The following is a 20557-nucleotide window of genomic DNA, read 5'->3' on the forward strand; positions in this document are numbered from 1 at the left end:
TAGGGAGGCTAAAAACGTTCGGACGTGAGCTGAGAAAGCAAAAGCTCTCCAGCGTTTCAATTCCTTATAGGGAGGCTAAAAACGCACCGGTTACCTGCAGGTGAATAAAACGGTGTTTAAGGTTTCAATTCCTTATAGGGAGGCTAAAAACGATGCCCACAGGGCACTTTCCACACCTCGGTAAGTGTTTCAATTCCTTATAGGGAGGCTAAAAACTTGGTTAATTGAATTCAAAATAAGAAAGGATGTGTGTTTCAATTCCTTATAGGGAGGCTAAAAACTTTACTACAATTCACTTCCTCACATTCAGGATCTCCGTTTCAATTCCTTATAGGGAGGCTAAAAACGAAGGCAAGGTGTATTTCCAGGGCGCTATCGATGCCTGTTTCAATTCCTTATAGGGAGGCTAAAAACTGTGGGAACAAATGCTTGGATTAAAAAGCTTTACCGGGTTTCAATTCCTTATAGGGAGGCTAAAAACGTTAAGAACGTGGCTGAAAGCTATGTATACGGTACGGGTTTCAATTCCTTATAGGGAGGCTAAAAACGAGGAAACAAAATTCTTCTGAACTTTGATGATATGGAGTTTCAATTCCTTATAGGGAGGCTAAAAACTTGCTCTGTAATACTATATTGTTTACTCATTTTGTTGTTTCAATTCCTTATAGGGAGGCTAAAAACTGCCGGTCCATCCCAAGACGCATCGCTGGTTGCTGTAGTTTCAATTCCTTATAGGGAGGCTAAAAACCACAACGGACCGGGGACGAAGAAATTGCAGAGTGCCGGTTTCAATTCCTTATAGGGAGGCTAAAAACGAGAGGGTCAGTTTTCTTTGTAAGCATAGTTTTATTATAAGTTTCAATTCCTTATAGGGAGGCTAAAAACTTTGACCCCGGAAGAATTAGAAAAATACAGAAGGAAGGAGTTTCAATTCCTTATAGGGAGGCTAAAAACGATTGGATCTCATGGGCTGTAAACTTAGTTTATAACGTTTCAATTCCTTATAGGGAGGCTAAAAACCCATCGTGTTTGACATACGCCAGGTCGTCCACGACGGTTTCAATTCCTTATAGGGAGGCTAAAAACTCAACCTCCTTCCTTTGTTCGTCAGTCAATTGCAGTGTTTCAATTCCTTATAGGGAGGCTAAAAACTAATATAACCACAAAGACAATTAAAAAATTCCTGGGTTTCAATTCCTTATAGGGAGGCTAAAAACATATTTGTACCACTCTAATATCATCTCTTCTAACTTGTTTCAATTCCTTATAGGGAGGCTAAAAACGAATATACGACGCTATTAAAGCAATATCTTATTTCAATGTTTCAATTCCTTATAGGGAGGCTAAAAACCCATCCCAATTATCCCAGACCATCTTTGCGACCCGAGTTTCAATTCCTTATAGGGAGGCTAAAAACGCAGTCATTTTCGTTCACCCCCTTAAAATTGTGCCAGTTTCAATTCCTTATAGGGAGGCTAAAAACTTTGTTCAGTGCGGATTATATCGAATTATTCCGCTTGTTTCAATTCCTTATAGGGAGGCTAAAAACCTACAGACTGAAATTGACGGCATCGAGAAGAGGCTGTTTCAATTCCTTATAGGGAGGCTAAAAACCAGTATGGAAAAGCGGGATAAAACCAAATTGGACGTCGGGTTTCAATTCCTTATAGGGAGGCTAAAAACTCAATTTTACGATTTGCAGGAAGTTTGACTGTCATCGTTTCAATTCCTTATAGGGAGGCTAAAAACTTTGTTCAGTGCGGATTATATCGAATTATTCCGCTTGTTTCAATTCCTTATAGGGAGGCTAAAAACCTACAGACTGAAATTGACGGCATCGAGAAGAGGCTGTTTCAATTCCTTATAGGGAGGCTAAAAACCGAAATTCAAACTTTATTTCTAGCCTATATTTCAGGAGGTTTCAATTCCTTATAGGGAGGCTAAAAACTGCTGTTAGTGATTCACCAATTGATGCCGGTCTCGTAAGTTTCAATTCCTTATAGGGAGGCTAAAAACCTTGACTTGTGGTATAGTGCACAGAATCCTGCAAGAGGTTTCAATTCCTTATAGGGAGGCTAAAAACGCACAAGCTGTTTGAATACTTGTTTTATATTCCAGTTTCAATTCCTTATAGGGAGGCTAAAAACTTGCTCTGGAGAAGGAATCGGTAATGATGCTCTCTAAAGTTTCAATTCCTTATAGGGAGGCTAAAAACTCTGGTCTAGATACGTATTCATCATTATGGCCACAAGTTTCAATTCCTTATAGGGAGGCTAAAAACTAAAGGCAAGGGTGGTGTTCATAGGCTCCGGCAATAAGTTTCAATTCCTTATAGGGAGGCTAAAAACTTATCCACCAGGGCAAGAAAACGCCGGTATACCTAGTTTCAATTCCTTATAGGGAGGCTAAAAACTTCTCATTTCTGCCTGACAATCCATGCACAGTGCTCGCTGTTTCAATTCCTTATAGGGAGGCTAAAAACCCCCAATTTCCCTACACTTCAACCTATACGGAAAGGAAGGTTTCAATTCCTTATAGGGAGGCTAAAAACTTGGAAGCCTTCAGTTCAACTTCAAAGTAAATTCCATGTTTCAATTCCTTATAGGGAGGCTAAAAACTTGAGCAGGTATGTCTGGAAGGATACAGGATATGTGTTTCAATTCCTTATAGGGAGGCTAAAAACTTAGTGAGGAACTATCGGTGATCCGGGGCCAGTTTTGTTTCAATTCCTTATAGGGAGGCTAAAAACACACTGCAACGGTATCACAACGGTATTCTGAAAGGTGTTTCAATTCCTTATAGGGAGGCTAAAAACTCAATAAACTTGAAAATCATAAATGTGTATTTGGTATGTTTCAATTCCTTATAGGGAGGCTAAAAACCGGCAATGGGTGCGGATACTTCGTTTGAAAGGCAGTTTCAATTCCTTATAGGGAGGCTAAAAACTATGCTTCAAGAGATATGTCAGAGCCACATCTGCCGGGTTTCAATTCCTTATAGGGAGGCTAAAAACCGCTTGCCGTTAAAAGTAAAAATTACAAATGGGAAGTTTCAATTCCTTATAGGGAGGCTAAAAACCTTTGGTATACTGCGCAACATCCTGCACGTGTAGGTTTCAATTCCTTATAGGGAGGCTAAAAACAGATACGGGATTCGGATTAGAGAAGGAAATTGCAGGTTTCAATTCCTTATAGGGAGGCTAAAAACTTATACTTCAAATGTATTTATAATGTCAATACCTTTGTTTCAATTCCTTATAGGGAGGCTAAAAACTCTCCTGAAACGCTGTCATATCTATCACTTTCATATGTTTCAATTCCTTATAGGGAGGCTAAAAACTGGAATTGGCGGCGGGGACATAAAGCTGTTTTCGGGTTTCAATTCCTTATAGGGAGGCTAAAAACGCTCACAAATGAGCCTGTGAGTATTTCCATAAACTAGTTTCAATTCCTTATAGGGAGGCTAAAAACGAAGGAAAACAGGAAGATATCCTTTGCGCTGGATGTTGGTTTCAATTCCTTATAGGGAGGCTAAAAACGGCTTGCAAAGCTCACGGACGGGGCATTTCTGTCATAGTTTCAATTCCTTATAGGGAGGCTAAAAACTTGATGGAACCGGACAACGGAATTTATAACGAAGAATGTTTCAATTCCTTATAGGGAGGCTAAAAACTTTAAAATCATGCCTTTTAAATTCATCACCTTTATAAGTTTCAATTCCTTATAGGGAGGCTAAAAACTCAAGAGGTACTTTAATACATATAGTTAGAAATATGCGTTTCAATTCCTTATAGGGAGGCTAAAAACAGAAATGTGAAAATGATTCACGTAGGCCGGATTGTCCGTGTTTCAATTCCTTATAGGGAGGCTAAAAACGATGTAAGCAAATTAACTCTCTTTGAAAGGTTTTTGCGTTTCAATTCCTTATAGGGAGGCTAAAAACTAAATATAACGCACTATTAATCTGCCGTCGCTGTTGGTTTCAATTCCTTATAGGGAGGCTAAAAACGGAATTCGCAGACAGATATTTATGGCCGCTAAAAAGAGTTTCAATTCCTTATAGGGAGGCTAAAAACGATATAAACTCTTGGAACCTCCGGACAGGGCATATCAAGTTTCAATTCCTTATAGGGAGGCTAAAAACTGCATTTTGCGCAATATCGAAAAAAGCTTCTTGTTTGTTTCAATTCCTTATAGGGAGGCTAAAAACCCTACGGCGAGGCGCAACTTAGCCGCCGCTGCTCCGTTTCAATTCCTTATAGGGAGGCTAAAAACGGATATTTTGTGTCAGGATCTTCTTTTTGCTTAAACTCGTTTCAATTCCTTATAGGGAGGCTAAAAACTTCAGAATATTAGAACTTTAAGCGATACCTGAAAGCCTGTTTCAATTCCTTATAGGGAGGCTAAAAACTTGCATAGTCTTAGTCTGTTACGCCAGTAACTTCTCGTTTCAATTCCTTATAGGGAGGCTAAAAACTCGATCACCATATCTCTTTCGCCTATGCCTGCTAGTTTCAATTCCTTATAGGGAGGCTAAAAACAAATCCGTACTATCCCGCTACTAAACGTAACAACATAAGTTTCAATTCCTTATAGGGAGGCTAAAAACATGCTTGCGACTGCATTTATCACTGGTGTCTGATTGGTTTCAATTCCTTATAGGGAGGCTAAAAACCGTCGTTGCCTGCGTGCCAAATTGTGTTTCCGTTCACTGGTTTCAATTCCTTATAGGGAGGCTAAAAACTGAAACAATATGTTGGGAACGGTAACTTCTATATAGGGTTTCAATTCCTTATAGGGAGGCTAAAAACATATCTCCCCGATAAGGAAGCAGGCGACATCATCGTTGCGTTTCAATTCCTTATAGGGAGGCTAAAAACAACGACGGCCCGGGGAGCGGGCTGGATGCGGATACGGGTTTCAATTCCTTATAGGGAGGCTAAAAACAATATCGCCGCAGACGCCAAGGAAGAAGTATATCGGGTTTCAATTCCTTATAGGGAGGCTAAAAACTGGTTTATAGTTTTTCTTATCAAATCCCTAATTCCTGTTTCAATTCCTTATAGGGAGGCTAAAAACGATATATTTTCCTTTGCTTTCTTATAACCAAATGTCGAGTTTCAATTCCTTATAGGGAGGCTAAAAACTGTGCAATTGCCTTTATCTTATACAAGGAATATGGCAGTTTCAATTCCTTATAGGGAGGCTAAAAACTTATAATAGAGTGTAAAAGACATTCAAGTTATCTAGGTTTCAATTCCTTATAGGGAGGCTAAAAACTTCATCAAAAAGATTTTTACAAGCTTTCATTAACTCCGTTTCAATTCCTTATAGGGAGGCTAAAAACTTCAACAAGTGATTTTGAGCTTTATATCGGTGATGAGTTTCAATTCCTTATAGGGAGGCTAAAAACTTGATAATAATTCTTCTGAAGTCATACTATCATCCCGTTTCAATTCCTTATAGGGAGGCTAAAAACTCCTTTATAAAACCTGTAGGTATATTGGATATATCGGTTTCAATTCCTTATAGGGAGGCTAAAAACGATCTCCGTCATTCTCATGCTGCCTTGCTGGTTGAGCGTTTCAATTCCTTATAGGGAGGCTAAAAACGGAGAATGCCATCAAGAGCGGCCTGTTTTCCGGGGAGGGTTTCAATTCCTTATAGGGAGGCTAAAAACTAGTTTTTAGGGAGGAATGAGGATGAGAAATATAAGGTTTCAATTCCTTATAGGGAGGCTAAAAACACATCTACAAAAGGCCCATCATCTACAAGGACAGCAGTTTCAATTCCTTATAGGGAGGCTAAAAACGAATACTTCCTGGAGCAGCTGGCGTCGGCTTCTGCTGAGTTTCAATTCCTTATAGGGAGGCTAAAAACTTATCTGCGGCTTTCGTAGCCTTTTTGGCCATATATTGTTTCAATTCCTTATAGGGAGGCTAAAAACTTGATACTTGGTATGCCGAACAGAAAAGCTTTTTAGAGTTTCAATTCCTTATAGGGAGGCTAAAAACCGAATACGAGGACCCGGTCAAAAACAAGCTGATAATCAGTTTCAATTCCTTATAGGGAGGCTAAAAACAATATCCGAGTATCTCGCAAGAAATAAAAAAAATGGTTTCAATTCCTTATAGGGAGGCTAAAAACTTTGGGACGCCTGATGGAGAATCGCTATTTATACGCGTTTCAATTCCTTATAGGGAGGCTAAAAACTTAAAGGCAGTATCGGATAAAGCTAAAGCTTTGGCTGTTTCAATTCCTTATAGGGAGGCTAAAAACGAAGGCTATGGAATATAAGGAAGTAAAAATCATTGTGTTTCAATTCCTTATAGGGAGGCTAAAAACTGGAAAGCAGCGCTGGAGAGCTGGCAGCAGTACAAGGGGTTTCAATTCCTTATAGGGAGGCTAAAAACCCTGGACCACTTAAAGAAGTTAAGCGCGAAAAACAACGTTTCAATTCCTTATAGGGAGGCTAAAAACATAACAGATAAATTTTTTATAAAAGAGGTTGTATAGTAGTTTCAATTCCTTATAGGGAGGCTAAAAACGTTATTTTGTTTTATCTAATGAAATTCCATTACAAAAGTTTCAATTCCTTATAGGGAGGCTAAAAACAATATATTCCGGAAGTATGAAAACGAAAGGAGGAAGTTTCAATTCCTTATAGGGAGGCTAAAAACATAATAGAACGGTAGCTGAAAATACAAGGAAACGGAGTTTCAATTCCTTATAGGGAGGCTAAAAACTCGGAAAGCGTTTTGCAAAAACAACGCTTGCATATCGTTTCAATTCCTTATAGGGAGGCTAAAAACTCATGGTGGGAAGCTCACCAAGCTGGCCGTCGAAAGTTTCAATTCCTTATAGGGAGGCTAAAAACCAGTGTTTGGTAGCAATTGATGAAGCTGGAGGAAGGTTGTTTCAATTCCTTATAGGGAGGCTAAAAACCAATTGATAATCGGATTAAAAAACTGATTGAAAGACAGTTTCAATTCCTTATAGGGAGGCTAAAAACCGGTCGGGGCGTTTTTTATCTGGTCAAACAGCAGTTGTTTCAATTCCTTATAGGGAGGCTAAAAACAAGGAACCGAGGATAAGCTCCAAAAATTCCTGAACGCGTTTCAATTCCTTATAGGGAGGCTAAAAACACAGATGTATTCCCCCGCGACCGGTACGGCCGGCAGGGGTTTCAATTCCTTATAGGGAGGCTAAAAACGAATTTTATGTTCATCTTTTCTCCCCTCCTCGATTCGTTTCAATTCCTTATAGGGAGGCTAAAAACGGAACTCACGAAATATCAAAAATGGAAGAAGATTTTGTTTCAATTCCTTATAGGGAGGCTAAAAACTTACGGCATGTTCAAAGGTATTGGCCAGTGGAGAAAGTTTCAATTCCTTATAGGGAGGCTAAAAACCCAGTACGGTGAGCACGGATAGTGGTACCGGGTTGCAGTTTCAATTCCTTATAGGGAGGCTAAAAACATTTTACTTTTTTTTACAGATATTTATAGTATAATAGTTTCAATTCCTTATAGGGAGGCTAAAAACTTTAGTTGATGCATTGGAGCAGATCAAAGATATAGCAAGTTTCAATTCCTTATAGGGAGGCTAAAAACATAAAAAAATAGCTGATAGATATGATACGAAAGAGATTAGTTTCAATTCCTTATAGGGAGGCTAAAAACTATTTAGCGCTTGGTTTAGTTTACTTAACTATCCTGAGTTTCAATTCCTTATAGGGAGGCTAAAAACCGAAGAAAAAGCCGCAAGAATACTCACCGGGGCTTTAGTTTCAATTCCTTATAGGGAGGCTAAAAACCAACTACGCTCACACCCAGGAGCAATTCTGGGACGGGTTTCAATTCCTTATAGGGAGGCTAAAAACCGTCGTCGATAAACTCGGGCGAAACTTCTTCGCCCGGTTTCAATTCCTTATAGGGAGGCTAAAAACCTTGACCACACTCACTGCACTTGTGAATATACCCGGAAGTTTCAATTCCTTATAGGGAGGCTAAAAACCTTCCGCTCTGAACCCGCCTTCGTGTCGCTCTTTGAAAGTTTCAATTCCTTATAGGGAGGCTAAAAACCGGGCGGTGCCTGCCGGGGAAGGAGGTTTTTATGAAGTTTCAATTCCTTATAGGGAGGCTAAAAACCCTGAATCCCTGCTGAAACAAGGCTTCGACACTCTCCGGGTTTCAATTCCTTATAGGGAGGCTAAAAACGTGTTACCTGAATTGAAAAGAAGAATTACTGAAGCATGTTTCAATTCCTTATAGGGAGGCTAAAAACATTTTAAAAATATACTTGGTAATGCTGCCGATTCTTGTTTCAATTCCTTATAGGGAGGCTAAAAACGAAGCAATGTAATTCCAAATAGAAGCCACAATATCAAGTTTCAATTCCTTATAGGGAGGCTAAAAACCAATCTAAATGGGCAATATATAAGGGATACGTATAGTATTAATCAGTTTTGGAGCAAATATATAAAGTTGTTCTTTGTGTAAATTATATCATTTCTTTCCATAAAAATAAAGGTTTGGGAAGAATTAGCGCTGAAAAAAATACAGTCGTCGACCTCCCGTAGTTTTTACATTATCTGAGGTCGACGACTGTATTTTTTTAAATTATCATTTCATCTCCGCCTTTTTTGATACCCATAGTCTCTCTTGAAGAGTATTTTGTAGTTCGAAGTATGTAGAAAATAATCGAATCCTCCTTATCGTTGATTGCTCGCTTTAGTTCCTGCTTCAATTTTTTGAATCCGGCATCGGATATTTCGCCTTCGAGGACGGAATTCTGAACCCAGTTTAGATATTTTCTACATATCTTCAGGACTTTTCCGACTCTTTTTTCCCCTACATCGTATACCAAAATTATAAACATTATATTATCTCCACGAAATATTCTTTGATATCTGCTCAACGCACTTTGTTTCTGTTAAATTTTTTAGCTTGTGTAGCTTGTATAAAACTTTTTTATTTGAACATACAAATAATGCACATATAAATAATACATAGTAAATCTATCAATTGTTTAGCAAAAAGTCAATTTTTTAGAAAGATTTCCTTCTTCATTTTTAGTTGAATTTCGGCTTATCAGATGATATATTATTTTCAACAGCAATCTTTATTAATTTATTTCGGAGGTTTGGCGAATGAAAATTGGAATCATGAGCGACACTCATGGAAGTTTAACGGCGTTTAAAAAAGTTCTGGAAGTTCTGGGCCCATGTGATTTTATTTTGCACGCAGGGGATATACTTTATCACGGGCCAAGAAATCCCCTTCCGGAAGGTTACAATCCCTGGGAACTGGCGGAGGCTATAAATAGGTTGGAAATACCTTTTGTAGCCGCATCGGGCAACTGTGACGCCCCCATAGATTCAATGCTGATTTCTGTACCCATTCAATCTCCCTATGCGCTGATTTGCATGGATAAGTTCCGAATATTGGTAAATCATGGGCATGAGAAATCCAAGGATGAACTTATGGATTTGGCGGTAAAATGGCGTATAGATATTCTGGTTACGGGCCATACCCATATAAAACGGCTGGAGAAAATAAACCACATCATACTGGTGAACCCTGGTTCCTGTTCCCTGCCAAAAGATGGTATATCTTCGGCAGCGGTGATGGAGGATAATGAAATAAGGTTAGTAAATATCAAGGACGAAAATGTCGTTTCAAGGATTGTGTTAAGATAGTAATATTATGCCTGTTATTTATTGTGTGGCAGCTTATTGTCAATCTTTTTTATCCCATATCCAGGCTCTCCATTGACTTCTGTATTCTGCTGTAACGGTTTGTCCCCCAGACTCCAAACAATATCATGATACCTCCCACCGCATTATACCAGTAAAACGGCTCATGCGCCAGAGTCACCCCCGCAATGATGGAAAACACCGTGACGAGATTGGTAAACACTGAGGATCTTGCAGCTTCCAGCTTTGAAAGCATGAAATTTAGCATGAAATAGGCCACCACGGAAGAAAGAAAGCCCAGATATACAATGGAAGCCACAGCCTTCATATTCGCCAGAGGCGCGAAATATTGCTGCAGGTTGCCACGGTTCACATGTTGCACTATAGAAATACCGTTGAAAACTACGGCGCCGACACACATCATCACATAGGTTATTTCGACAGGGTTAAATTCCGAGGATATCTTCCTGGAAATCACATTGAAAATTCCCGCACAGACCACTGCGCCCAGCACCACAAAAGTGCCTGCCAGGTTTTTGCCTATCTCTACTCTGCCTTTCATGGCGACCATAAAGACGACACCTGCTACAGAAAGCAGTATAAATGCCATCTGCGGCGGTGAAGGTTTCTCATTCAAAATAGCTATTCCAAGCAACGTGGTTACTATTGGTACCATGGCTATCATCATGCCCGTTTCCGACGAGGAAGTCATTTGTATACCGATGGTTTCACATATGAAATAAATCACAGGCTCGATGGCGGAAAGCAGAAGTACCATGCTGAGGTTTTTCCCTCTTAAATCAATTTTTACAAAACCCATCATACGCAATATCACGAATATAGCCGCTGCCAGGCCGAAACGGAGTCCCAGCAGGTGAAAAGGGTCAAGCACATCCAGGCCTTCCTTTGTAAAAAGAAAAGAGAATCCGAATATAACCGCTATTCCCAAGCCGGCAAAATATGCTGAATATTTAGCCATAATTTTCCTCCCATTTTACACATATCTGTCGTGGTTTTTTACTTTTTTCCCCTGCTCCAGGCCTTCGAGCTGGGGGTTTTTTATTACTCTGTCGCCGGGCGCGAGGCCCTGTTCAATGACGACCACTTCGTCGGTTTCCATTCCCTTCTTTACCTTCTGGATTTGAGCACGGCCGTTCTTTACCACCCAAAGGGCGTCCCCGTCTTCGTAAGGAAAGAGGCATGTTTTGGGCACCGCCAGTTTATTTTCCTGCGAAAGCACGGAAAACTCCACATCCAGGGCATATCCCGGTCGAAGTTCCGGTATATTCCCCTCGGGCTGGATTGTTACTTTTACTCTGCGCTCTGCGATCCCCAGCGCTGACACTTTTTCGACGGCTGAAGGAGCGACGGACGTCACGGTACCGTAGAACTTATAATCCCGGTCCTTTCTTTTCTGAATGAGCGCAACCTTCATACCCTCCTTGATATAAATCACGTCTTCTGTGAGAAGGTACGCATTTACCTCCAACCCTTCGTTTCCGATAATTTTCATTAGCTCCGTCTGCGGTGAAACCATCGCTTTTTCTTTAACATAAATTTCCTCCACCACTCCTTCAATGAGAGCAGTGATGCGGGCTCTTTCAATCTGGTGTTCCAACTGTTTTATCTGCGCATCTACCGCTTCAATCATGCCCTGAAAATACTGTTCTGTGGCGGTATTGATCGTTGTGCTGGTTGTAGAGCCGCTTCCGGAAATTTCGATCCCTGCGGAACCGGCCTGCTCCAGCAGCAGCTCGAGCCTTGTCTGCTGCTGCGACAGTTCGCTTTCAAGCTGTTTTACCGCGCTTTCGGCATCATCGAGCTCTGTCTTTGAAATCGCACCGGCTTCATAGAGCGACTTTGCCTTAGCATAATCTTCCCGGCTCTTTTCCAACTGACGGTTTATCTCTTCTATTGCCAGCTGCTGCTGTTTTATCTGCTGCCCGATTTCCTGGAATGATTTTTTTTCCTGCCCTTCAAGGCTTTTTCGTTGTGCCTTTAATTGAGCCAGCTGATATTCCATATCCTTCGTGTCAATCTGCACAAGTAAGTCGCCTCTGGATACACGCTGGCCTTCCTTCACTGCAAGGTTTACTATTTCGCCGCTGACCGTGGCATATACAGGGCGATCCAATGTAGTTTCCACAATTCCTTCTTCTTTAAAAACCAGTGACACCGTTTGCGGTTTTACTTCTATGAGCTCTGCTTTAAGGGGCTTTTTTGCGTTGAACACGGCATATACCGCCACCACCGCAATGATGATAATCGTCAATACTAACTTCACGGTCCTTTTCACGTTCTCCACTCCTTCGAAATTACTCTCTTTCCTTCAACACGCTCACGATATTAAGTTTTGCCACCTTGCGAAAGACCCACCACTGGGCAGTACTGATGGCAACTATCGTCCCGACAAGAGCTAATAGCAAAGCCGACGGCGTCGTCAACGAGGGTATTGAATAAAGGTCGCTGCTCATGCTGCTGGAAAGAGCCTTGTTCATGGCAAAGGTCAGGGGAATGCCCGCCAGAATACCCACTGCGCCTATAAACCACTGTTCCACCGAGATGACTTCCATTACCTCCTGAGGCCTCATCCCCAGCACCCGGAGCGAAGCCAGTTCCCTTTCTCTTTCCGCCAGCGTTATGATGCTTGAATTGTAAACAATGGCAAAGCCCGTGACAACTGCCATTGCAGCCATGATCCACATGACGTATCTCGAGGAGCCCATCAGCTCATTATACAGATCTATGCTTTGCTGCCTTTCTTCCAGGTTGCCGATATATTTTGAATCATAATATTTTTGCTTTAATGCTGGTATATGTGCCTTATCCATTGATATAAGCGCTGAAGTGGCGATATCGCCCTGCCCCAGCAGGGTCTGCAGCGCGTCCTGGTTCATATACACACTGGAACCCAGATACTGTGGAATGATTCCCACCACATCCACATAGACCGGCGATTCCCTGGCCCATATGCTTTCAACCTGCAACCTGTCTCCTATTCCGGCTTTCAGGCTGCCGGCAACCTGTTCGGAAAGCAACATCCCATCCTTGGGTATTCGCACCCGGTTACCCTGCTTGTCAATAGGAGTATATAGTTCTGAATCCGGAATCAATCCCAAGGCCACAACATCCTTTTTGCGATGCTCTTTTTGCAAAGTTACCGGCACTTCCACCAAAGGCTCAACGCGCTTTGCTCCCTTGATGTTCTGAAATTCCCCTACCGCTCCGCTCAAAGGAAGGGGTCTTGCAAAACTTACTTTAATATCGTATTTCTGCATTCTGGTAAACTGGTCCAACACCATAATATCCATTATGTCATACATGGACCATAGAGCCGCCATCATGCTGAACGTAAATACAATGCCGATAAAAGTAAAAAAGCTCCGGCTTTTGTTTCTCCACATATTTCTTATGGCCATGCGGCCCTGAACCGTAAAAAATGCCCAGAAGCCCGGAATCTTTTCCAGCCAGAACCTTCTGTGGACCGCAGGCGCCGGCGGGCGCATGGCTTCTACAGGCTTTAATCTCAAGACGGATTTGGCTCCCTGAAAAGATGCAATCAGGCTGAATGCCGCCGATAAAATTATTCCTGATAAAAAATACCGCCATGAAAACCTTCCAACAAGATCGGGCAAACTGTAATACTGCTGGTATATTTTAGTAAATGATATGGAAAGAGCCGTGCCCGAAACTCCTCCAAGGACTCCACCCGCCAGCCCCACCATCAGGCCATAGGAAAGATAGTGTAAAAGGATCTCATTATTCCTGTACCCACAGGCCTTTAAGGTGCCTATCTGCCCCCTCTGCGACTCCACCATCCTCTTTAACATGATATATAAGATGATGGCCGCAATGGTCAGGAACATGATGGGAATGCTACGGGATGTTTTTTCCAGCTGCTTTAATTCTTCGGTTAGCATGGCATTGCTGGACTGGTCTTTTTGGGCCACAAGGCTTTCCATGCCGTACTTCTCCAGCTCTGTCTTCAGCGCCTGTTCTACATCCTCGAACTTGAAACCGGGTTTTAAAGTAAATGTTATGTCATTGACCGTCCCCTTTTTGGCAAACAGACTCTCCATTACTTCATAGGGCATATACGCTACTTCAAAAGCCTCGGGGTCCGGAAATATATTCTGCCCGTCCCTCATGGCATAAACAAACTCCGGGCTTTGACCGGTTCCCGATATTTTAAGCTCGACCTTTTTCCCTTCGATGATCACAGTAAGAGGTTTGCCCAGGTAAATACCATGAGCTTCATAGAACTTATCAGCCAGAAGAATCGATCTATCATTTCCTTTCGGAAAAGAGCCCTTCAACAGTTTTACTCCGTTTAAATTGTAAGGCCTTTCTTGCTTTAATGATATTAACCTTAAATATATATTCTTACTTTCATCAAGGCCCAGCACTCTTACATCTTCCACCAGCCGCCCCTGAACCTGGTCTATGCCCTGAATATCCTTCAATTTCCCCACTTGAGAGTAAGGCATTGACTTTACCTTTGCAAAACCGTCGGCCAGGTGATACTGCCTGTAGAAGCTCTCCCTGGCTAAAAAAAGGTTGTCCCTGGCCATCTGCATCGAAGTGTAAGTCATCAATCCGATGATTACCACGATGACGCACGCTATATAAGACATTTTATTCTCGCCGATATCTCTCAGCATCTTTCTCCTCAATATCACCATGATACCTCCTCCGGCGATACGGGATTTGCCACGCTCTCAACACGTACAAGTTTCCCATCTTTCAGGTAAAAAACCCGGTCTGCCATCCGGGCGATGGACGCATTATGCGTGATAACGATCACCGTTCTTTTATATTTCTCATTAAAATTCTTAAGAACTCTCAGCACCTGTATCCCTGTTGATGAATCCAGGGCTCCCGTAGGTTCGTCACATAAGAGTATTTCCGGGTTTTTGGCAACAGCTCTGGCGATGGCCACTCTCTGCTGCTCTCCGCCCGACAGCTGCACCGGGAAATGGTCTGCCCTGTCGGCAAGGCCCACCTGCTCCATGACATCTTCCGTTTTTAAAGGATTTTTCGCGATTTCCACCGATAGCATCACATTTTCATAGGCGGTTAAATTTGGCATGAGGTTGTAAAACTGAAACACAAAACCCACCACATCCCTCCTGTACTCCGTAAGGACTTTTTCCGATGCACCGTGGAGGGGTTTATCCCTGTAGTAGATCTCTCCGGAACTTGCCACATCCATGCCGCCTATAAGGTTCAGCATAGTGCTTTTTCCGGAACCGCTAGGCCCCAGCACCACCACAAATTCACCGGCATATATATCGAAATCCACCCCTTTCAATGCCTCCACCTTTATTTCGCCCATCTGATAATATTTTGTGAGGTTCCTGGCTTTTAGAATAATATCCACGGCTCTCCTCCTCTCTCTGAGTTGGAATTCCAGCAAGCGGCCCTGCCTTGATTTGCCCTGAATTAAGCCGTCAGTCGGGGATGGTTTTCCCCTTATTTATCTATTCCGTCGCTTGAATCCCACGCCAGAAGTTCTCCATTAAAGTATTTATATTTTTTTCCAGCCTTTCTTCTTCAATATATATTGAATACAGAGCAACACCTTTCAGAGATGCAATGAACATAATGGCCGTCCCTTCACAATCAAGGTCATTCCGCAGTATACCTTTTCGCTTTTCTTCCTCGAACATCCCTTTTACCGCTTCCAAACATTTTCTGCCCATGGATATGGCTTTGTCAAAGAGTCGATTGTTGTGCTTTTTCAACTCATTCCAAAATATATCATAGTTTAACGAAATTTTTTTCACTTCTTCGCTCTTATATATCTCAACCATCTTTTTCGCGATGAAATCCAGCTTTTGTTTAAGATCCATATCATTATTGAAAAAAGCCAGGAACATCTGTGTGTATCTGACTATAAAATCCTCCACAACCTGCGAAAACAGTTCCTCTTTGCTGCGGAAATAGTGGTAAAAACCTCCTTTTGTAATACCCACCTCTTTTACGATGTCATTTATGGATACATCCCTGTATGTGTTATTTAAAAAAAACTCCAGCGCCACCTTTAAAATCTTTTCCCGAGTATTAATATAAATCCCTCCAAATTATTTTCATATTTGATGCCTTCTTGCAATTAATGTCAGTTCACGGCAAACATTTCGGACATACCTACCGGTCGGTATGTGTTTGGGATAAATTATATCACAGTCTTTGATTTTTGCATATCCTTAATTATAAGGTTGACTGTGATGCGCCTTTGTGCGGCTTCGCCGCAGTCAGCTAATCTCAGTCTTTGATTTTTGCATATCCTTAATTATAAGGTTGACTGTGATGCGCCTTCGTGCGGCTTCGCCGCAGTCGGCTAAGAAGCATATTTACAAAATATTGGTAAAATGATATCATGATATTTGAAATAAATCCGGGATGGTGTGAAAAATGTACAGGAAGGATGAAATAATAGAGATCATCAGAAACGGAGAAAATTCTTTTGTTGAATTCAAGCTCGAAGATGCACATAATATAAGGCTCGCAAGAGAAATAGCAAGTTTTGCCAATGTTTCAGGAGGATTATTGATAATCGGCGTGGATGATGATAAAAATATCGTTGGTATTTCTGAAAATAAACTGGAAGAACGGATAATGAACATTTGCTATAATATCATTGAACCGCCTTTAATTCCACTATATTATGAACTCACCGTTAATGATAAGACCATAGCGGTTGTTGAGATCGAAAAGGGCATCAATAAGCCATACTGTGTTAAAAATGACGGACGAAAGGAATATTATATCCGTTTCGGAAGTACCAATAGAGAAGCTACCAGGGAACAACTATTAAGGCTTTTTCAGACCTCAGGTATGCTTCATTATGAAATAAATCCGGTACCCGCTGCATCCTTTGAAGATCTTGATTATGATAAATTAAAAGATTACTTTTATAATTATCGAAAAATCAATATAAGTGATCTCGAGCAATTTGAGCTTTTAAACCTATTAAAAAACACTGATATAATGGTAGAATATGGAGAACAATCTGCAGCCACCCTGGCGGGCCTCCTTTTATTCGGGAAAAACCCCAAAAAATTTTATCAGGGGTGCGGCATCAAAGCTATAAAGATAAATGGCAATAAATTCACCGATCCGGTAATAGATCATAAATTCTTTGAACGAAACATTTTTGAAAACATAGAAGACACAATGATTTTTTTCAAGAACAATACAAGACACGGGTTTGAGGTTACGGATTTGCAGAGGACCGATATAGTAGAGTACCCCGCAAGAGCAATTAGGGAACTTATAGTAAATGCGGTGGCTCACAGGGATTATACCATATCAGGTTCTCAAATATCTATGATAATCTATGAAGACCGAATAGAGATAAAAAGTCCCGGAAAAATACCCAACACTTTGACCATAGATAAAATGAAACAAGGATTGAGCTACCATAGAAACCCCGTTATTCTGCAGTTTTTATACGATGCAAGATATGTGGAGAGGTTAGGCAGGGGGATACCTATGGTTATCGAAGAAGTCCGAAAAAACAACCAACCGGAACCAATTTTTAAAGAAGATGGAGACGAATTTATTGTTACCATATATAAAAAGGCTGTGGTTTGACAAACCCAGCCTTTAACAATTTGCTACTTGACCTTTTTTAGCTGGTCTGACTCACACAGAGACAATACTTCCGATTGTTGCCGACTTGTAAGCCGTATTTAGAATCTTACATGCCAAAGCCGCATCTTCGAAGTCCGGTGGATCAATATACTGGAACTGTTGGCCGTTGATTTTTAATAAAAAGCTGTAAAGCGAAGCCATGTGGCAATTGACCATCCAGCCCAGAGAGAACTTCCCGGAGGGCCAGATTTTTTTCAGATCTCCTTCAACTTCTTTATATGTTACAAAGCCACCCTGCTTCCTGGTATTTTCTCTCCACAGGCAAACTTCCGGCCATTCAGGATTTTTTATATCTATTTTTATGGAACCCTCAGTGCCAAAAATCTCAAATGATGTATCTTCATCTTTGCCCGCCGCCAGCCTGGAAACTTCCAAAACCCCGTATATCCCTCTATCAAGCGTTAAATCAAGATGTGCAAAATCATCCACGTCGACCGGCGATATTCCTCTGTCGGAACGCCTCTTATTGATTACTGTTTTGGTAACACCTCTCACTTTTTTTATGGGTCCCAACAAATATTGGACCAAATCAATCAAATGAATTCCCAAATCTACTATAGCCCCGCCCCCGCTTTTCTCTTTTTGCAGCCGCCATGATATCGGTCTGTCAGGGTTTAAATAACTTTGATGGTACATATGGCAATTAAAATTAATGATTTCTCCTATCAAACCATCCTGGAGCATCCTTTTTGCCCGGACTACTGCAGGTAAGAATCTTAAAACCAGGCCGACCTGATTATTGACTTCCTTAACACTGACCAATTCGACCAGTAGTTTTTCTTCTTCATAAATACCTGTCAACGGCTTTTCGCAATATATATTCTTTATATCACAGGCAATTGCTTTTTCTATCTGTTCGCGATGCATAAAGTTCGGTGTACAGATGTCTATAACATCAGTATGCAAATTCTCCAGAGTTTTAACATGAGTCTTATATCCGGTATAATCCGTATTTAATTCTCTGGAAGTTATTAGTTTATCAAAGATAATATAAAATGGAAAATCGTCATAGCATAAAGGCATACTCCTCACGGCAACGGTATGCAGCTTCCCCATATAGCCAAAACCTGCAACGGAATAATTTATTTTATTCATCTTGCTACCTCATTTTCTAAGATTTACATCTCTTATATGGCAAAAGAGCCGTATTCTGGCTCCTTTACCACATCTTGATCCTCCCCCAGTATTTGTCTAGAAGCTTCTGATTTACTTCTTTACAGTTGTCCAGGTTCCCGGATAAAAACACAGGAGGCTCGATCCCATTTTTTATAAGGATTTGAGCAGCCTCTATTGTGATGGCGTGTATAATACAATTTCCAATTATGTTAGATGTGGAACCCATAGGCACTTTTGATCCTTCAAGATATACAGTTGCATCCCCGAAGACTCCACAATTGTCTATTACAATATCAGCTACTTCATAGAGTTTTTTCCCCGAAGAATGCCTGGAAGCAACATTTTTCGCATATTCCAGCGAGGTAATGGCAATCGTTGGGATTCCTTTCTTCTTGCATTCTATAGCCATTTCGATCGGAGCTCCATTCCTTCCGGAATTGGAGATTATAATCATACAATCCCTTGAAGTAACCCTTCTATGCTCCAAAATTACTCTGGAAATCCCTTCTATCCTTTCAAGCTGCTCGCTCTTTACCACATCCGTAGTTCCCGTTAAAGAAGGTTCTAAAATAGCATCGATGGGAGCCAGACTTCCGGCTCGATATGTCACTTCTTCCGCCACACAATGGGAGTGGCCAGTGCCGAAGGTATACACTATACCGTCATTTTTAATAGTATCTGCTACCACTTGAGCTCCCATCTGAATTTTTTCTTTCTGGGTGGCCTCCACCTTATTTAAAATCCTCTTTACATTGTCAAAAAAGACTACCGTAAAATCCATGATTGTCCCTCCAAATCTTTTAGGTTATTTTCTAAAGAGCCTATCTGCATATTTTTCTACCAATTTCTGATTAAATTCCGGACCTCCATCCACATTGGCGCTCATATATACCGGCGGTGTATATCCCTTCGCCAGCATGATCTCTACGGCTTCTACAATGGTGGCTTGAAGCAGTACGGCGGCTGCCACTGAAGAAGTAGGGCCGATCTTAACCGGCATGCCTTCCAGCTGGATGGCGGAGTCCCCCTCCACTCCGCGGTTATCCAGTATAACGTCGGCAAACTGGTAAAGGTTCTTTCCGGATGAATGTCTGGATTTCAGTTTCCTGGATACATCTAGAGATGTGACGGCTATAAGTTTATTCCCGTTTTTTTTCACAAAATCCGCAACTTCTATTACTAAAGGATTTCTTCCCGAATTGGAAATAATAATAAAACAATCATTCGGGCGCAAATCGTAATTTTCCATCAACTTTGCCCCGACGCCTTCAACGGTTTCATATAATCCGCGGGACGGCTCTTCTACAGCTTTGGCCGGAATCAAACCTCCCGCTCTTCCCGCTACTTCTATCGCTGCGGCATAAGAATGACCGCTGCCGAATGCGTGCAAAATGCCCCCATTGATGATGGATTCGGCAATGATGTGTCCAGCTTTTTTAATGCTGTCCTGTTGTGTCTCTTTAAGTTCTTTAATCAGTTTTTCTATTACATCGAAATATTTTAAAAAGCTCATAAGTATTCCCCTCTCGTTTTATTGAAGTTTGTTAATTAATGCCATTAAATCCGTTTTTGGTTCATCAGGTACCATGATGGCGGTCAACTCAACACCCATAGCATTCAGCTCCTTGAAAGCTTCAATCTCATCCTGAGTCACATTAATCGATCTTTTTATCTGCACGGTTCCCTCGCGATGCGCCATATTTCCTACATTTATCATCTTGATATTTACTCCAAGTTTGATTAAATCTATGGCGTCTTTTGGCCCTTTCAAGATTAAAAACACTCTTTCCGCATCATATTTGCCTGCCTTAATATTTGCCGCCGCTTTCTCTTTTGTGATGATAGAAGTATTTACACCGGGTGGAGCTACCATCCTGAGAGCACTTTTTTGCAGTTCGTTGTTGGCCACTTCATCATTGGCTACCATTATTCTGTTGATTTTCATGCTGTTGCACCAGAATGCGGCGACCTGACCATGAATCAAACGGTCGTCTATTCTGACATGAACAATTCCCATTATGCAATCCCTCCACTAATTGGGGACATTCCTCCGCCTCCCCCAGCTGAATGCCATGAAAAAGGAGGTGTGT

The 20557-nt window shown here is 41.4% G+C and carries 12 protein-coding genes and 1 CRISPR repeat array (1 of these 13 cut by a window edge); of the genes, 2 read left to right on the forward strand and 10 right to left on the reverse strand.

Going from position 1 to position 20557, the window contains the following annotated elements:
- Nucleotides 1-8417: direct repeats of the CRISPR family, unit length 30 nt; it begins 5541 nt to the left of the window's first position.
- Between the two features lie 197 nt (nt 8418-8614).
- Nucleotides 8615-8878 (reverse strand): CRISPR-associated endonuclease Cas2, encoded by a 264-nt coding sequence (gene cas2, locus AC6I1H_RS03845; protein ID WP_497739686.1) that lies wholly within the window; start codon nt 8876-8878, stop codon nt 8615-8617.
- 271 nt (nt 8879-9149) lie between these two features.
- On the opposite strand from cas2, the gene yfcE reads away from it, so the two are divergent.
- A complete protein-coding gene (gene yfcE / locus AC6I1H_RS03850; RefSeq protein ID WP_497739687.1) occupies nt 9150-9698 on the forward strand; it encodes a phosphodiesterase in 549 nt (182 codons plus the stop codon).
- 49 nt (nt 9699-9747) lie between these two features.
- On the opposite strand, the gene AC6I1H_RS03855 is transcribed toward yfcE, so the two are convergent.
- The 5 genes from AC6I1H_RS03855 to AC6I1H_RS03875 all read right to left on the reverse strand — a co-directional run bounded on the left by AC6I1H_RS03855 (nt 9748) and on the right by AC6I1H_RS03875 (nt 15736).
- On the reverse strand, nt 9748-10674 hold the full coding sequence (locus AC6I1H_RS03855; protein WP_497739688.1) for a DMT family transporter: 927 nt from the start codon (nt 10672-10674) through the stop codon (nt 9748-9750).
- A gap of 15 nt (nt 10675-10689) precedes the next feature.
- Complete coding sequence (locus AC6I1H_RS03860) at nt 10690-11991, reverse strand: efflux RND transporter periplasmic adaptor subunit (protein WP_497739689.1); 1302 nt, start codon at nt 11989-11991, stop codon at nt 10690-10692.
- A gap of 19 nt (nt 11992-12010) precedes the next feature.
- Entirely contained in the window at nt 12011-14377 is a 2367-nt protein-coding gene (locus tag AC6I1H_RS03865) for an ABC transporter permease (protein ID WP_497739690.1), read from the reverse strand.
- Complete coding sequence (locus AC6I1H_RS03870) at nt 14371-15075, reverse strand: ABC transporter ATP-binding protein (protein ID WP_497739691.1); 705 nt, start codon at nt 15073-15075, stop codon at nt 14371-14373. Before AC6I1H_RS03870 ends, AC6I1H_RS03865 begins: the two co-directional genes overlap by 7 nt.
- A gap of 100 nt (nt 15076-15175) precedes the next feature.
- Complete coding sequence (locus AC6I1H_RS03875) at nt 15176-15736, reverse strand: TetR/AcrR family transcriptional regulator (protein ID WP_497739692.1); 561 nt, start codon at nt 15734-15736, stop codon at nt 15176-15178.
- A 373-nt stretch (nt 15737-16109) separates the two neighbouring features.
- On the opposite strand from AC6I1H_RS03875, the gene AC6I1H_RS03880 reads away from it, so the two are divergent.
- Complete coding sequence (locus tag AC6I1H_RS03880; RefSeq protein WP_497739693.1) at nt 16110-17291, forward strand: ATP-binding protein; 1182 nt, start codon at nt 16110-16112, stop codon at nt 17289-17291.
- A 51-nt stretch (nt 17292-17342) separates the two neighbouring features.
- On the opposite strand, the gene AC6I1H_RS03885 is transcribed toward AC6I1H_RS03880, so the two are convergent.
- The 4 genes from AC6I1H_RS03885 to AC6I1H_RS03900 all read right to left on the reverse strand — a co-directional run bounded on the left by AC6I1H_RS03885 (nt 17343) and on the right by AC6I1H_RS03900 (nt 20484).
- Complete coding sequence (locus tag AC6I1H_RS03885) at nt 17343-18446, reverse strand: Gfo/Idh/MocA family protein (protein ID WP_497739694.1); 1104 nt, start codon at nt 18444-18446, stop codon at nt 17343-17345.
- A gap of 64 nt (nt 18447-18510) precedes the next feature.
- Nucleotides 18511-19248: a sugar isomerase domain-containing protein gene (locus tag AC6I1H_RS03890; protein ID WP_497739695.1), complete on the reverse strand. Its 738-nt coding sequence runs from the start codon at nt 19246-19248 to the stop codon at nt 18511-18513.
- 24 nt (nt 19249-19272) lie between these two features.
- Nucleotides 19273-19980 carry an SIS domain-containing protein gene (locus AC6I1H_RS03895; protein ID WP_497739696.1) on the reverse strand — a complete coding sequence of 236 codons (708 nt, stop codon included), beginning with the start codon at nt 19978-19980 and terminating at the stop codon, nt 19273-19275.
- Between the two features lie 18 nt (nt 19981-19998).
- Nucleotides 19999-20484 carry a PTS sugar transporter subunit IIB gene (locus tag AC6I1H_RS03900; protein WP_497739697.1) on the reverse strand — a complete coding sequence of 162 codons (486 nt, stop codon included), beginning with the start codon at nt 20482-20484 and terminating at the stop codon, nt 19999-20001.
- Nucleotides 20485-20557 lie beyond the last annotated feature (73 nt).

The sequence above is a fragment of the Biomaibacter sp. TOL genome, assembly GCF_059717795.1.